General features: G+C 48.7%; 11 protein-coding genes. 5 read left to right on the top strand and 6 right to left on the bottom strand.

Annotated features, from left to right (window positions below):
• Positions 1 to 38 precede the first annotated feature (38 nt).
• Together ACO064_RS03720 and ACO064_RS03715 are read left to right on the top strand one after the other, a co-directional pair.
• On the top strand, positions 39 to 491 hold the full coding sequence (locus ACO064_RS03720; RefSeq protein ID WP_421826065.1) for a YybH family protein: 453 nt from the start codon (positions 39 to 41) through the stop codon (positions 489 to 491).
• A gap of 254 nt (positions 492 to 745) precedes the next feature.
• Entirely contained in the window at positions 746 to 1,141 is a 396-nt protein-coding gene (locus tag ACO064_RS03715) for a T9SS type A sorting domain-containing protein (RefSeq protein WP_421826064.1), read from the top strand.
• 220 nt (positions 1,142 to 1,361) lie between these two features.
• Here ACO064_RS03715 and ACO064_RS03710 read toward each other — a convergent pair whose 3' ends face one another.
• The 3 genes from ACO064_RS03710 to ACO064_RS03700 all read right to left on the bottom strand — a co-directional run bounded on the left by ACO064_RS03710 (position 1,362) and on the right by ACO064_RS03700 (position 3,968).
• A complete protein-coding gene (locus ACO064_RS03710) occupies positions 1,362 to 1,775 on the bottom strand; it encodes a DUF6157 family protein (RefSeq protein WP_421826063.1) in 414 nt (137 codons plus the stop codon).
• Positions 1,776 to 1,797: 22 nt separating this feature from the next.
• Positions 1,798 to 2,157 (bottom strand): iron chaperone, encoded by a 360-nt coding sequence (locus ACO064_RS03705; RefSeq protein ID WP_421826062.1) that lies wholly within the window; start codon positions 2,155 to 2,157, stop codon positions 1,798 to 1,800.
• A gap of 110 nt (positions 2,158 to 2,267) precedes the next feature.
• Complete coding sequence (locus ACO064_RS03700) at positions 2,268 to 3,968, bottom strand: DUF6909 family protein (RefSeq protein WP_421830985.1); 1,701 nt, start codon at positions 3,966 to 3,968, stop codon at positions 2,268 to 2,270.
• A gap of 120 nt (positions 3,969 to 4,088) precedes the next feature.
• Here ACO064_RS03700 and ACO064_RS03695 point away from each other — a divergent pair, with 120 nt between their 5' ends.
• Positions 4,089 to 4,841, top strand: coding sequence for an FkbM family methyltransferase (locus tag ACO064_RS03695; protein WP_421826061.1), 753 nt, complete (start codon positions 4,089 to 4,091; stop codon positions 4,839 to 4,841).
• A gap of 96 nt (positions 4,842 to 4,937) precedes the next feature.
• Positions 4,938 to 7,067 (top strand): M3 family metallopeptidase, encoded by a 2,130-nt coding sequence (locus ACO064_RS03690; RefSeq protein ID WP_421826060.1) that lies wholly within the window; start codon positions 4,938 to 4,940, stop codon positions 7,065 to 7,067.
• A gap of 104 nt (positions 7,068 to 7,171) precedes the next feature.
• Here the strand turns inward: ACO064_RS03690 and ACO064_RS03685 are convergent, their stop codons facing one another.
• Positions 7,172 to 7,408, bottom strand: a complete 237-nt coding sequence (locus ACO064_RS03685; RefSeq protein ID WP_421826059.1) for a hypothetical protein — start codon at positions 7,406 to 7,408, stop codon at positions 7,172 to 7,174.
• 327 nt (positions 7,409 to 7,735) lie between these two features.
• On the opposite strand from ACO064_RS03685, the gene ACO064_RS03680 reads away from it, so the two are divergent.
• The gene (locus tag ACO064_RS03680; RefSeq protein ID WP_421826058.1) at positions 7,736 to 10,768 is read left to right on the top strand and encodes a DUF2723 domain-containing protein; all 3,033 of its coding nucleotides are present in this window, start codon (positions 7,736 to 7,738) and stop codon (positions 10,766 to 10,768) included.
• A 289-nt stretch (positions 10,769 to 11,057) separates the two neighbouring features.
• Here ACO064_RS03680 and ACO064_RS03675 read toward each other — a convergent pair whose 3' ends face one another.
• Positions 11,058 to 12,521, bottom strand: a complete 1,464-nt coding sequence (locus tag ACO064_RS03675) for a tetratricopeptide repeat protein (protein WP_421826057.1) — start codon at positions 12,519 to 12,521, stop codon at positions 11,058 to 11,060.
• 11 nt (positions 12,522 to 12,532) lie between these two features.
• Positions 12,533 to 13,327 carry a hypothetical protein gene (locus tag ACO064_RS03670; protein ID WP_421826056.1) on the bottom strand — a complete coding sequence of 265 codons (795 nt, stop codon included), beginning with the start codon at positions 13,325 to 13,327 and terminating at the stop codon, positions 12,533 to 12,535.
• Positions 13,328 to 14,004 lie beyond the last annotated feature (677 nt).

The following is a 14,004-nucleotide window of genomic DNA, read 5'->3' as shown; positions in this document are numbered from 1 at the left end:
TTCGTATTGGTTCATTACACCCTAAAATCGCAAACACTATGAAAGCATTCATCGCAATATTGATGCTGGCAACGCTGACTACGGCCTGCTCGCCAGCCAATGAACCTGTCAATGTACAGGAACTGAATAAGCAGTTCATTACCGCCTGGAATACAAAAGAAACCGATAAGATTGTCGGTTTTCTGGCCGACGATGTCCAGTTTGTCCAGGGAAACAGCCACTGGCAGGGCAAGTCCGAAGTCGCCACGAAATGGGTCCGGGCCACTTTGCCGACGCTGGACGATCTGAAAACGTTCGCGGTCAGTTCATCAACCGATCAGCAAACCGCCTACGAAGCCGGAACGTTCTCCGTAGACGTGTTGCCTGCCAACCCGGATGAACCACACGGAACCGGTGAAGGGAACTATATGCTGCTCTGGAAAAAAGGAGCCGACAATACCTGGAAGCTTAGTTATGCCCAACTGGAAGATCTTCCGGTTCGGGTCAAGTAAGAACCCGTATTTTAAGAGTTTTTTAGGTCTCATCGCCCGTATTGACAACCCGCCGGTTGTTGGTGCGGGCGATTCTTTTTGTTTATCCAGGCTATCAACCACTCATCCCGGTATTTATACCGCCAAAGTACTATGTATAGCAAGGTACCTTATGAAGTGGCTACCTTTGAATCATCAAAACGGCGGCAACGTCGCACCAGCCGGAAAACGGCAGTAACAACAAACGCTAACAACATCCTTAAACAACCAATACGATGAAAACCTTATTCGCTTCCGCTCTGCTTGCTTTGGCCCTGAGTACGTCTACTGTGTCGTTTGCCGCCGACAACAAAGAAAATGCCGAGCCCAAATCCACGTTTCAATCGGCGGTGTATCCGGTCATCAACAGCATGAAGGTGAGTGTGAACGTCAACAAACCGAAAGACAGCAAAGTCGATATTCGGTTGGTGAATGAAGCCGGGCAAACGCTGACGGTTTTGAAACTGGGCAAAGACAACGAATCTTCTATTATCCGGTTCGACCTGAACAACCTGGAAGACGGGATTTACAAAGTGGAAGTTTCCGACGGGGTCAAAACCAACGTCAAAACGGTGAAAGTGCAAACTAGCACCCCCGTAGATGTGGCACACCGTGAAGTGAGTCTGAAGTAACCATCGCAAATCCTTCACGATTTGATAACCCACCCGCAGCGGAATTCGAGGTAGCTTTGCAATTCTTTCGTATTCTCATGTTCATTGGGTAATCCAGACAGGCTGGGGATTTCCGACAGATTCTGTTTCAACGATTTAGATTTTACGTAACAAATCCCGACAGCTTGCCGGGATTTGTTTTTTCGTTCGCATCTCATCCTGTGGCTGAAAATCACAGCGTTTACCGGCTTGATTTCATGGCTTTTACGACCTGAAGATTTCCGTCGCTGGCTAATTTATCATACTCCTCCGTTTCGCAACCCAGCAGGGCAATTCGCCCATTTTCGTCGCTGTGAACGCCCCAGCCGTAGCGTTTGGTCAGGGGAGAAGCCCGAAAACACGGCTGTCCTTTGGAAAAGAACTGCTGCCGGGCGGCTGGCCGTTCGCTTTCCGTGAGGTCGTTCCGGTCGGCATATACCTGAAACAGGACATCATCCGAGGTATAGTGATACGGCTTTTGGCTCAGCATCTCAAACTGTAGCCTGGCCACCGATTTGGCATCGCCTTTCTGCGGTGGAGTTTCTCCCCGACTGGCGGGGCAATCGTCGGCAATGGCGATGAGCGTGTTGGTGTAGTTGGTGGTGTGAATTTTCATCGTAAACGTTGATTGGAGATTTTTACAGTAACACCTTTCCGCCGGTTTCCGCTATCCTGAATTGGATGAGATCGGTGATCAGGGCCAGCGGTAGCGGTTTATTATACACAAACTGAACGGTGCTTTTTGATCCTTTGTAAGGCGCAAGGGCCTCCTGAAAAGCGTCGTTGCCTTTGGGGGCCGGGTACATGCCGATGTGGTTTTTGTGGGCCGCAAAATGAATCAGATAACCGTTCAGCCGGAACGTCGGCATGTTATAGCTAATGATTTCTTCCGCATCGGGGGCCGCTTTCTGAACGGTTTCCCGAATTTGTTGCAGCCGTTCCTGTATTTGGGGAGGAAAACCGGCGATGTAAACATCGATGCTGGCTGGTTTGTTCATCTGTGAAAAAGGGGTTTCTATTCATGAAGTCTGGAAAAGCCTGGATGGGAACGCGGATTGAACGGATTTTAATCTGTGATAATCCGTTTAAATCCGTTCAATCCGCATTCTTATCCCAAAATCTTCTCCAGACATTTCATTGTAATCAAATACGTCGGTTTTACGCCCAGCGTACCCAAACTTCCGGAAGCCAGTGTCGCACCCGTGAGCAAAGGGTTGTCCGACGCGTAATAGGCATACCGTACCTTGATGCCGGGCTGTACGCTGCCCCGGATTTTGGCGTGTGACTGAATCGCTTTCTGGTAATGCGCACCTTCCATTTCAAGCCCGACAGCTTTCCAGGACGAGTTTTTGAAGTACGACAGAATGTCTTTGTTCTGCAACGACGTTCCCAACACCGTGATCATCGCGCCCTCGTAGGCATCGATGCCAAAACCGGCAAAATCAGCGATGGAAAAGTCGTTTTCCAGTGGGTAGTTGTCGGCGGTTCCCTCAAAAATGTGCGAGGTCGGAATCATGAGGTCGCCCTTGTCGCCGGTCAGAATACCGGCTTTGCCCATGATCGAGATGGAGGCTACATTCAGCGCGAACGACTCGTCGGCGTGGTCATACGGTTTCAGCAATTCGTCCATCGTTTCGAAGGCCTGTTCGCCAAACGCGTAGTCCATCACCAGCAGCAGCGGTTGGGTTTCCTGAATCAAAACCGGGTCGTGGGCGATTTCGGGCGACAGTTTCGTGGCATCAAGCTGGGCGGTATCGATCACCTGCACCAGCAGATTCGTGCCGCCCAGATCCTCCAGTTCGTGCAAGCCGTGGGCTTCGGCAAATTCGGTCACCTGCTGGCGGAGTTCCTGTTGCGCAGGCTGGCTGAGTTTGTAGGCCAGGTCGTAGAGGTTTTCCCAGGACGTCACCTCGGCCAGCGCGGCCGGGGCATACAGGCAATTGACAACGCTGTGCGGATTGGCGCTAATAACGTGAATCGGGCGGTTTTGCCAGCCGTTGGTCTGAATGTAATGTTTGATGCGGGTGGCCCAGCGCTCACCGTACAGATGCTGCCCGACGCGCTCCCGCAGCATGGGCGTGAAGTTGATTTCGCGGTCGACTTTTTTCTCCTGAATTTCCCGTACCGACACGCAGCCCAAGCCATAGACAATCTGGAAAAGCCCGTTGTTGGTTCCGGCATTTTCCGCAAACCGGTGGTAGGCCTGCTGCGTTTCTTCAAACGTCCGGCCCAGAATCGAACTCAGATACATCAGCGCCAGTTCCTGCTCTTCCTCCTTGACAGTGCCGCCTGATTGAATGATGGCTTCCAGTTTTTCCCATTCGCGGAGTTTGTTGCCCCGTTCGATGAACACATTCCGCCGGATTTTGTCCGCTTCCATGAACAGAAACGTGAGGTGGGTCAGAATGTCGTAAATCTCGCTGCGGCCGTTGGTGACCTCGATCACCATTTGCTCGCCATCGACGCGGTAACAGTTCCGACGGCGTTTGGCCGGCACCAGCACCGGAAACCGCGAATGCTCAAACCCTTCGCGCGACACCAGCGTAATGACCCGGCAGGCTTCGATGCCCTTTGGCAAGCGGTCCATTACGTAGACAAGGCCGTCTAATTCAACCCGTTGCGGATCGTTGACTGAACCATAGATTTCGGGTCGGAGGGTCAGCAGGGCCTGCCGGATTTCTTCACCCGATACGCCGGACGGTTTATAAAACCCCCGGTTGAACAGGTGGCGCATCGTGATGTATAGTTTTTCAATGGCCAGACGGGATTCCTGAGCGCGGGTGAGGGGGGGCGAATACTCGGTGTTCATCGTGAAGTAGATAAGTGGCTGCAAGATAAATGTTTGAATTTGACTTGTCTTTCATTCCACTTTTGAATAATTCATTTTATTTGCTGAACAGAGCCAACACCCTGGCCCTTTTATCGCACAATGAAAAGCAAACTACCTCTCTATCTCAATCGATTTGGTTTTTTTAAAGGACTGACGCTCTATTTCCTGCTCAAATCGAAGCGAAAGCGCGTTGTTCGGATCCGGATTCCGCAGGTGAAACACCCGATTTTTGTCCGGCTCGGTACCTCGGACCGCAACGTATTCAACAACATTTTTGTGTATGGTGAATACGATGCAGTCGAACTGGGGTTCGCTCCGGTCAATTTTCTCGATGGCGGGGGCAACATCGGTCTGGCGGCCGTTTATTTTGCCAATCGTTTTCCGCAGATGCAGATTCTTTCGGTGGAGCCGGAAAGCGAAAACTTCAAAATTCTTCAGCAGAATATTGCGGCTTATGAAACGATTCGCGCCGTAAAAGCCGGTTTATGGTCGCGTCCGACGCACCTGGAAATCCGGGATGCGGGGGGCGGAGCGTGGGGTTTTACGGTGGAAGAAACCGACACCCCGACGCCCGGTTCGGTGCGGGCCGAATCCATCGACGGCCTGATTCAGCAGAATGGCGGCAAACCGTTCGATGTCGTCAAGCTGGATATTGAAGGCAGCGAATCAGAAGTGTTTCGGACCAATACCGAGTTGTGGCTTCCCACGGTTCAGGCACTGGTGGTCGAACTCCACGAATGGATGAAACCGGGTAGTTCGGCCAGTTTTCTGGCGGCTACGTCGGCTTATCCATACCGAAAAACGTCGGCGGGGGAGTACGATGTTTACGTTCGGCAGGACGTGACTCCCTGATTACCACTGCTCAAACACAAATCCCGCTCGTCCGAAATTCATTTTCTAAATTTCCGTACTTTTGTATACTGCGAGAAACTCCATCAGCAAATCAAAATGTTTACACTTCGAAAAATGACCCAAACGGCGGTGCTGCTGGCGGCTTTAACCCCGGCCCTTCGAGCACAGCCTTCTCCCGAAAAAGCCAAAATGAGTGAAAATCCGCTATTGCAACCGTTCAAAACACCGCATGAGACGGTGCCGTTTGATCTGATTAAAAATGACCATTACCTGCCCGCTCTGAAAGAAGCCATGACGATGGGCCGGAAGGAAATCGACGCCATCGTGGCGAATCCGGCCGCGCCGACGTTTGAAAATACCGTGGTCGCGCTCGAAAATGCCGGTCATATGGTCAACCGGGTGTCGTCGGTGCTGTTTAACCTCAACAGTGCAGAAACCAGCCCCGAATTGCAGAAAATTGTCCGGGAAGCCTCGCCCTTGCTGACGGAATACGGCAACGATATTTCCCTGAATGAGAAACTGTTCAAGCGCATCAAAACCGTGTATGACCAACGGGATCAGTTGAAACTGGAAGGCGAAGACCGGATGCTGCTCGAAAAATCATACAAGGGTTTTGCCCGCAACGGTGCCAACCTGAAAGCCGCCGATAAGGATAAATTTCGGTCCATCAACAAAGACCTGTCGCAGTTGTCGTTGCAGTTTGGCGAAAATGTGCTGAACGAAACGAACGAGTACCTGATGGAAGTGACCGACGAGAAAGACCTGGCAGGTTTGCCGGACTTTGCGCGGGAAGCCGCCAAAGCCACGGCGACGCAGAAGGGAAAAACTGGCTGGGTGTTTACCCTGCAGGCCCCTAGCTATCAGCCGTTTATGCAATATGCCGACAACCGGGAGTTGAGAAAGAAGCTGTTTGTGGCCTATAACTCACGGGGTTTTCACAGCGATAAAAACGACAACCAGCAGATTATCGGCAAACTGGTTCAGCTTCGCTACGACCGTGCCAAATTGCTGGGCTACCAGACACACGCCGATTTTATTCTGGAAGAAAGCATGGCGGGTTCGCCGGAGAAAGTGAAGCAGTTTCTGAGCGAACTGGCCGGTTATGCCAAACCTGTGGCCGAAAAGCAAATGACCGAACTGACCACTTACGCGAAGCAGAACGGTTTTAAGGATGAACGACTGGAGCGCTGGGATTACAACTACTATTCCGAAAAACTGAAAAAGGAGAAATATGCCCTCGATGACGAAATTCTGAAACCGTATTTTAAACTGGAAAACGTCATCGAAGGGGCTTTCACGATTGCCAACAAGCTGTACGGCCTGACGTTTAAGGAGCGGAAAGATGTGCCGACCTACAACCCGGAGGTGAAAACCTACGATGTGTTTGATCAGGACGGCAAGTTTCTGGCGGTTTTTTACGGCGATTACTTCCCGCGGGCGGGCAAACGCAGCGGAGCCTGGATGAATGATATTCAGGGGCAGAAAGTGGAAAACGGCGTGAACATTCGCCCGCACATTGTCAACGTCTGCAACTTTACGCGTCCAACCGAAACCAAACCGTCGCTGCTGAATTTCAACGAAGTAATCACGCTCTTCCACGAATTTGGGCATGGTTTGCACGGCATGCTGGCAAATAGCAAATATGAAAGTCTGTCGGGAACGAGCGTATACCGCGATTTTGTGGAGTTGCCTTCGCAGGTGATGGAAAACTGGTGTTACGACCCGGAAGCGCTGAAACTGTTTGCCAAACACTACCAGACGGGCGAAGTGATCCCGAACGATTTGATCGAGAAAATCCGGGCGAGCCAGAACTTCATGGCCGGTATGGCCAATCTGACGCAACTGCGCTACGGGCTGGTCGACATGTACTGGCACGGCGGTGCGCCGAAAGGGGAGACCGTCGAGCAGGTCGAATCCCACATCGACTCGCTGGTGAATCTGTTTCCTAAAGTGCCGGGAACGGCTCTTAGTCCGGCGTTTTCACACATCTTTGCCGGTGGGTATTCAGCCGGTTATTACAGCTACAAATGGTCAGAAGTACTGGACGCCGACGCGTTTGAGTTCTTCAGGGAAAAAGGACTGTCGAACCGGGAAGTGGCCGACAAATTCCGCAAGAATGTCCTGGAAAAAGGCGGTACGGAAAAACCGATGGAGCTCTACAAGAAATTCCGGGGCCGCGAACCGTCGCCCCAGGCCATGCTCCGACGGAGTGGACTAACGCTTTAAAAAGCTAAGTTATTACACAGAGTTGATCAGGGAACATCAGAGTTAAACAGAGTATTTCTCTGATAAGCTCTGATGTTCCCTGATCAACTCTGTGTAATAACTTTTCACCTATTCGCCCTCATCCGGTTGGAAGCCGCGATCAGCAACATCATCAGGCCGAAGCCCAGGAGTGGAAAAGCCGGAAGCCGGGCCGTGACCGTAGACAGAGAAATCTGGTCGCGGGTCTTTACATAAATCGCCAGGGCCACGAAGGTGCCGCAGAGTGCAATCGCCAGCAGTCCTTGACCGGCGTAGAGTTCCGGCCACAAAAAGGTGCCCGCCAGCGCATCATATAATGCCATAAAGAACGGCCATGCAATCAATGGCAACGCCAAGTCTGAAAAGAGATTTCATAGAAGTAGTTGGGTTGGTTGGTGAACGGGCTGAGAACCGCCGGAATGAACCACCGATTGTCCTCACGGTCGTTGAATAGCGGGTTGAAATACCAAATTTGGTTACAAATTCGCTACCCCGAACCCATACCTGGCGGGTTTTAGTCCATAAGTTGCAGGAACCGGGAATAGCTGGTAGTAGACCTCCCAAACGGCTTTAACAAACTTTAACGGGCCTAACCGGCGTCAAGCGGGGTTTATTTTGTTAATTTTGGGGAAAATATACCGCTTACCCCAATGCAGACCATCAGAGGAACAGAATCTACAGTGCGTTCCGGGACGCCCCCGCAAGCGTCCGGTTTTTCGTATCAACGCATCAACAACATAACCGGCTGGGTGCTTTTCGCCATCGCGCTGTTTACGTATGCGTCGACGGTCGAGCGGACGGCCAGCTTTTGGGATTGTGGCGAATTCATTGCCTGTGCCTATAAACTTCAGGTGCCTCACCCGCCGGGAGCGCCGTTTTTCCTGCTGACAGGCCGCGTTTTCTCGATGCTGGCCCTCGGCGATGTCACCCAGGTGGCCTATTGGATCAACATGATGTCGGTGCTCGCCAGTGCCTTCTCCATTCTGTTTCTGTTCTGGACGATCACGATGCTGGGCCGCAAACTGATCAACAAGCAATTCAATGAACTGACCCAGACCGAAATCTGGACCGTAATTGGTGCCGGTGCCGTTGGCGCGCTGGTCTATACGTTTTCGGATACTTTCTGGTTTTCGGCCGTCGAAGCAGAGGTTTACGGGGTTTCGTCATTTTTTACGGCTATTGTCGTTTGGGCGGCTTTCCGCTGGGAACTGATCGAAGACGAAGCTGCCGCCAACCGCTGGCTGATTTTTATCGCCTACCTGATCGGTCTTTCCATCGGCGTTCACTTGCTGAACCTGGTGACGCTGCCCGCCATGGCATTGATTTACTACTTCAAGAAGAACCCTAAAACTACGCTTTGGGGTGGTGTCATTTCCTTCGGTGTCGGGATGGTCATACTGGGGATCATTAATTCCGGGATTATTCCGGGTCTTCCCACCGCGGCTTTTGCCGTTGAGCGGTTTTTTGTCAATACGTTCGGAATGCCCTTTACGACCGGTATTATCATCTTCACGATTGTCTTTATCGGGGCGCTGATCTACGGAATTATCTGGTCGGCGCGCAAAAACCGGCCGATTCTGAACACGGCTTTGCTGGGGCTGGCGTTCGTTTTGATTGGCTATGCGTCCTACATTCAGGTGTTGATCCGGTCGGATTTCAATACGCCGATCAACGAAAACAACCCGAGCGATGTGGTCAATTTCGTATCGTACCTGAAACGTGAACAGTACGGAAACCGCTCGCTCAGCTACGGTCCGCTGTTTTTCTCGCGCCCTGTCGACCAGAAAAAGGGCGCTCCGCAGTACGAGAAGCGAGACGGCAAATACGCCATCTTCGATTATGCGCCGGAGTACATCTACGACAGCGACAAGCAAATGCTGTTTCCGCGCATTTACAGCAATCAGAATAACCACCCGCAACTGTATTCCAAGATGCTGAACATTCCACTCGATGCGCAGGGGCAGCCCACGCGGAAAGTGACGATGGGGGATAACCTGCAATTCTTCTTTCAGTACCAGTTGGGGCATATGTACTGGCGGTATCTGATGTGGAATTTTGCCGGACGTGCCGGTGATCAGGAAGGGTCGGGTTATCTGCTGCCCTGGTCAAGCGACGATGGCGTTCCGGATCTGATCAAGGATAACAAGGCCCGCGATAATTTCTACATGCTGCCGTTTTTGCTGGGTTTGTTCGGGATGGTCATTCAGTATTTCCGCCGACCCAAAGACCTGCTGATTGTGGGCATGTTGTTCTTCTTTACCGGTATTGCGTTGCAGATCTTCCTGAACTCTCCGCCTTCCGAACCGCGCGAACGGGATTACATTTACGTCGGTTCGTTCTACTTCTTTGCCATCTGGATCGGTCTGGGTGTGGTGGCACTGGTAGACGGTTTGGCGGCCTATTTGAAGAGTGAAAAGATGCGCGTAGGGCTGGTCGTTGGTCTGTGTTTGCTGGTTCCGGTGATGATGGCGGCCAAAAGCTGGGATAACCACGACCGGTCAAACCGTTACCATTCGGTTGATTTTGCCAAAAACCTCCTGAATTCCTGCGCCCCGAACGCCATCCTGTTTGTGGGGGGCGATAACGACACGTTCCCCTTGTGGTATGCCCAGGAAGTCGAAGGCTTCCGGACCGACGTACGGGTTTGTAACCTGAGCCTGCTCGGCACCGAGTGGTACATTCAGCAAATGAAACGCAAAACGTACGAGTCTGAAGCGTTGCCGATTTCGCTGGAATTTGCCCAGTTCAACAAAGGCAAAAACGATGTGATTCCGTTCTACGAAATCCCGGCGGTGAAAAATGGCATCAACCTGAAAGAATACATCGGGCTGGTGAAACAGAACAACCAGGCGATTCAGGTGCCGCTGACGACCGGCGAAATGACGAATATCCTGCCATCGACTACGTTCTTCCTGCCGGTTGATAAGGCGGAAGTGCAGCGACTCGGTTTTGTGCCGGCTAACCTGCTGCCGATGGTGAAAGATACCGTGGTCTGGAATTATGGTAAACAGGATATCTACAAACCGGATCTGATCATGCTCGATATCATCGCGACCAACAACTGGAAGCGACCCATCTATTTCTCTACCACGCTGGGACAGTCGAACTACCTGAATCTGAAGGACCACATGCAGTTGGAAGGGTATGCGTTCCGGTTGATGCCGGTGCAGGTACCGAGCGCAACCGACGGGTTTGTCAATTCTGACGTGATGTACACCAACATGATGAAGAAAACCTTCTGGCGGGAAATGAACAACCCGGATTCGTATTACGACGATACGTACCGCGGTTCGCCGGTTATTTCGGCCCGGATTGCGTTCCTGCGGCTGGCAGATCAGTTGATGCGCGAAGGCAAAAATGCCCAGGCCAAAGAAGTGCTGAACCACTCGTTGCAGGTCATTCCCGACAAAAGCATTCCGTACGACCAGATTTCAACCAACTACATCAGGATTCTGCTGGAAGTGGGTGATCTGAAAACCGCCCAGGCTATTGCCGACGTGGTGGCGAACCGGGCCGATCAAAGTCTGACCTACATCAAGCAAACCGGTGGTGGCAGCGACGACGCCAACTTTGATCTGTACAACCTTCAAACCATCGTGAACGCGTTCCGGGAAACGAAAAACGAAGCGCTGGCGAAGAAATACGACGCATTGTTTCAGAAGCATTTAAATGCGTTAGGATAAGCACTGCGGATTAAACGACTTGCGGGGTTGGCATTGAAAATTTTGTTTTCAATGCCAACCCCGCAAGTCGTTTAATGGAGTTACATCAGTCAGAACTGTATAGAATATACGAAGCAATGCGAGAGGTGGACGACTTGATGACAGACAGGAAATACTTACCTGAAGAGTAAGTATTTCCTGATCAACATGTATGGGTTACGGGGATATATATACGAAATACTGAATCCAATGATTTGAACGCCAGAATGTATATAAATCTGGTACACAGTGTTTGGGGCAAAAATGATCGTTATAAATTAAACCCTTTTACCTGTAAAGCATTTTTAGCTAGTATATTTCCACTTTCTGCCGCTTTAACATACAGTTCGTGGGCCTTTTGAATATTGACACTCAAGCCCAGTAACCCTAAATAATAAGCTTCCGCTAATTCGAAAATAGCGTCAGGATGTTGCTGGTTTACGGCTGTTGTTAAATATTTAAAAGCATTTTTGGTGTCTGTAAGGCAATAATAATATACTTTGTAAGCTTGATAAGATCCTTCGGAATTATCTTTTTCTGCTGCTAATAAAAACCATTTCAAGGCCTGGTAGCAATCTTTTTCCGTGCCGTTTCCTTCTCCATAAAGAAGGCCCAATCCCAGTGCACCTTCAGGGTTATCTTGTTTAACGGCCAATCGATACCATTTCATGGCCTCTACGTAATCTAATGTAAGCCCCCTTCCGTAGTAATAGGAGTTGCCAAGGTGATATTGTCCTGAAGCAGAACCTTTATCGGCTGCCAGCCGATACCATTTTATAGCTTCATCATAATTGGGTATGCCATTTAACCCCTTTTCATAAACCCTGCCAATTTGAACAAGCGCATTTAGTTCTCCTCTTTCATACGCTTCTTTATATCGTTTTAAGGCCTCAGTGTAACTGCTGGCTACGCCATAGCCGTATTCATACATAAGCCCTAATTGAAGTATGCCTCTGGCATTGCCACTTTTTGCTGACTTCTTATACCAAATTAAAGCTTCATCGTAATTTTTATTGACTCCCAAGCCATCTTTAAACAAATCACCCAGGTAAGAGTAGATAGGGACATAGGATTGGTTTGCGGCCAATTGATACCACTTTATTGCTTCTTTGTAATCGGGTTTTACGCCCAACCCGGCTGCATATAGCTGACCTATTGAGCCCTGTGCAGTGGCGTTTCCTTGTTGAGCTGCCAGGAGATACCATTTTCGTGCTTCTTCATAATTAGGATCAACACCCAGCCCATACTGATACAAATAACCAATTGAACCCTGTGCTTCAACATGCCCCATTTCGGCTGCTTTACTGAAATATTTTAACGCTTTCAGGTAATCTTTTTCGATGCCTACACCTGCCTGGTATACATAGCCAAGATGGTTTAGTGCATCGGCGTTTCCCTGGTTAGATGCTAATAAAATCCATTTAATCGCTTCATTTAGATCTTTCTTTTCGCCTTTTCCATACCAGAAACACAACGATAAACTATACTGTCCCCAGCTATATCCCAGGTCGGCTGATTTTTTGAAGTTCTCAGCAGCTTTTCCGTAGTTGCCCTTCTTCCAGTATTGAATCCCGGTTTCATTGAATGAAGCCGCCAGACGCTTTCGTGTGCCTGTCAACAGACTATCAACTGAACATTGAAAGTAGACTTTGCTTATTACCTCACTGTGGCTCCGGCATACAGTAGTGAATAACAAGATAAATGGTAAAAGCAGTAGTAAATACTTGCTCTTCATAGCGTTTCCATTTAATTATATTGAACAATAACTTTATCCATGTAGCTAAACAACCGGTTTTCTGCTTTTGACTCTTCTTTGCTGTCTTCAACTTCAATTGCGTCACTACCTTTAATTTTCTGGATAACAGTTCGTAGTTTCACCAAGGTTTTTGTATCATTAACGGGGTTAGGATTGAACGTCAAAAGGTATGTAGCCTGGAGATTAACGGTCTTATTGAGAAAGAAAAACACCTTTTTCTTTTCAGTGTATTTTTCCAAAAGGGTCATTCCCTGTTCTGAATTTCTCTTTACTTCATAAGGTGATGGACTTTTTGAAAAGGATTCCAAAAGAATCTTTAATACCCGCGAATAAGGCTGTCGGTATTCGCGTGGAGCAAGTGAAAGTGTTGAAATATAACTTTTTATAATTTCTAAATCGTTTTTTACAACTTTATACGTACTGAGCGTATCGTGAAGAGCCTGTAATTCACCCGACATTCCTTTTACACGAGCTTCATAGGATTGAATCAGCTTTTGATTATTGGTAAGGGCTTCTGTTAACTTTACGGACAGTTGCATACTGTCTATTTGTAATTTTTCGACCCGAATTGTAAGCTTTTTATTCAAAGTGGAAACGGAGGAAACTCTGTACTTTAATTTTTTCGAATACCTTGATAAACGTTGGTTTTCTTTTTGGAAATGATCAAGTTTTTTGGCAAGCACGCCAACCTGGGACGAATTATCGCTGGTGGTAGAAGGGGCTTGTGCCAGGGAGGTATAGGCGATCAGAATGAATACCGAAAAGAGTAGAGGGATTTTATTCATAAACTGGATGTGCAACTAGTTGCTTTTAATGGTTGGAGGAATTTCGCTTGTTTAAAGAGGGTAAGGCGTTGCATCAGAACAAAACGCAGACCCATAATTTATCATCAGGGTTTTCATAAACCCTGTCGGTCATCTGGTAAAATAGCAAGCAAGTTTTTATACCCAGCTCAATAGAATTGTTAATTAACAGACAAAAAAATGTTTATTAACAGATTCAAAAATGGATCGATGTTGAAAAAGACTCTTTAGCTATTCATAATTATTTACGAGAAATTCATAAATAATTATATTTTTCATTGATAACATACAACTATTGTAAGCTTTTTCGCGCTGTACTCATGCGTAAATTACTCATGGTGCAATGATAGTATTTTTTTTAAATTTATTACAAATCGTTTAACAGACAAATTTAGAAAAATTACCGGTATTTTTCCTGAGTACTACTACTAAGTATGACTAAGCCAAGCCATCTCAACCATTTTACACTTCATACAACCTATTTGGTATTGTTGAAAAAAATTGTGTGGCTAATCAATTTGAGGGCTTGGACGCGGCTCAATCCGGATGCCAAAAGTCTGGCTCCGGCCGTCCGGCCTTTAGAGTATTGAGGGCAGAAAGCGAAAGTGTGATGGAATTATCAGAGGTAAATCCTAAATTAATAGAGTTTCAAACAAAAA

Origin of the sequence: Larkinella sp. (genome assembly GCF_965227735.1) — a bacterium.
Taxonomy (GTDB): Bacteria; Bacteroidota; Bacteroidia; order Cytophagales; family Spirosomataceae; genus Larkinella.
The sequence above is the reverse complement of the archived record's forward strand: the minus strand, read 5'-3'. Positions and strand labels throughout refer to the sequence as shown.

Coding starts and splice junctions, on each gene's coding strand:
- ACO064_RS03720 (WP_421826065.1), top strand. CDS start 39: ATGAAAGCATTCATCGCAATATTGATGCTGGCAACGCTGACTACGGCC.
- ACO064_RS03715 (WP_421826064.1), top strand. CDS start 746: ATGAAAACCTTATTCGCTTCCGCTCTGCTTGCTTTGGCCCTGAGTACG.
- ACO064_RS03710 (WP_421826063.1), bottom strand. CDS start 1,775: ATGAAAATTCACACCACCAACTACACCAACACGCTCATCGCCATTGCC.
- ACO064_RS03705 (WP_421826062.1), bottom strand. CDS start 2,157: ATGAACAAACCAGCCAGCATCGATGTTTACATCGCCGGTTTTCCTCCC.
- ACO064_RS03700 (WP_421830985.1), bottom strand. CDS start 3,968: ATGAACACCGAGTATTCGCCCCCCCTCACCCGCGCTCAGGAATCCCGT.
- ACO064_RS03695 (WP_421826061.1), top strand. CDS start 4,089: ATGAAAAGCAAACTACCTCTCTATCTCAATCGATTTGGTTTTTTTAAA.
- ACO064_RS03690 (WP_421826060.1), top strand. CDS start 4,938: ATGTTTACACTTCGAAAAATGACCCAAACGGCGGTGCTGCTGGCGGCT.
- ACO064_RS03685 (WP_421826059.1), bottom strand. CDS start 7,408: ATGGCATTATATGATGCGCTGGCGGGCACCTTTTTGTGGCCGGAACTC.
- ACO064_RS03680 (WP_421826058.1), top strand. CDS start 7,736: ATGCAGACCATCAGAGGAACAGAATCTACAGTGCGTTCCGGGACGCCC.
- ACO064_RS03675 (WP_421826057.1), bottom strand. CDS start 12,521: ATGAAGAGCAAGTATTTACTACTGCTTTTACCATTTATCTTGTTATTC.
- ACO064_RS03670 (WP_421826056.1), bottom strand. CDS start 13,327: ATGAATAAAATCCCTCTACTCTTTTCGGTATTCATTCTGATCGCCTAT.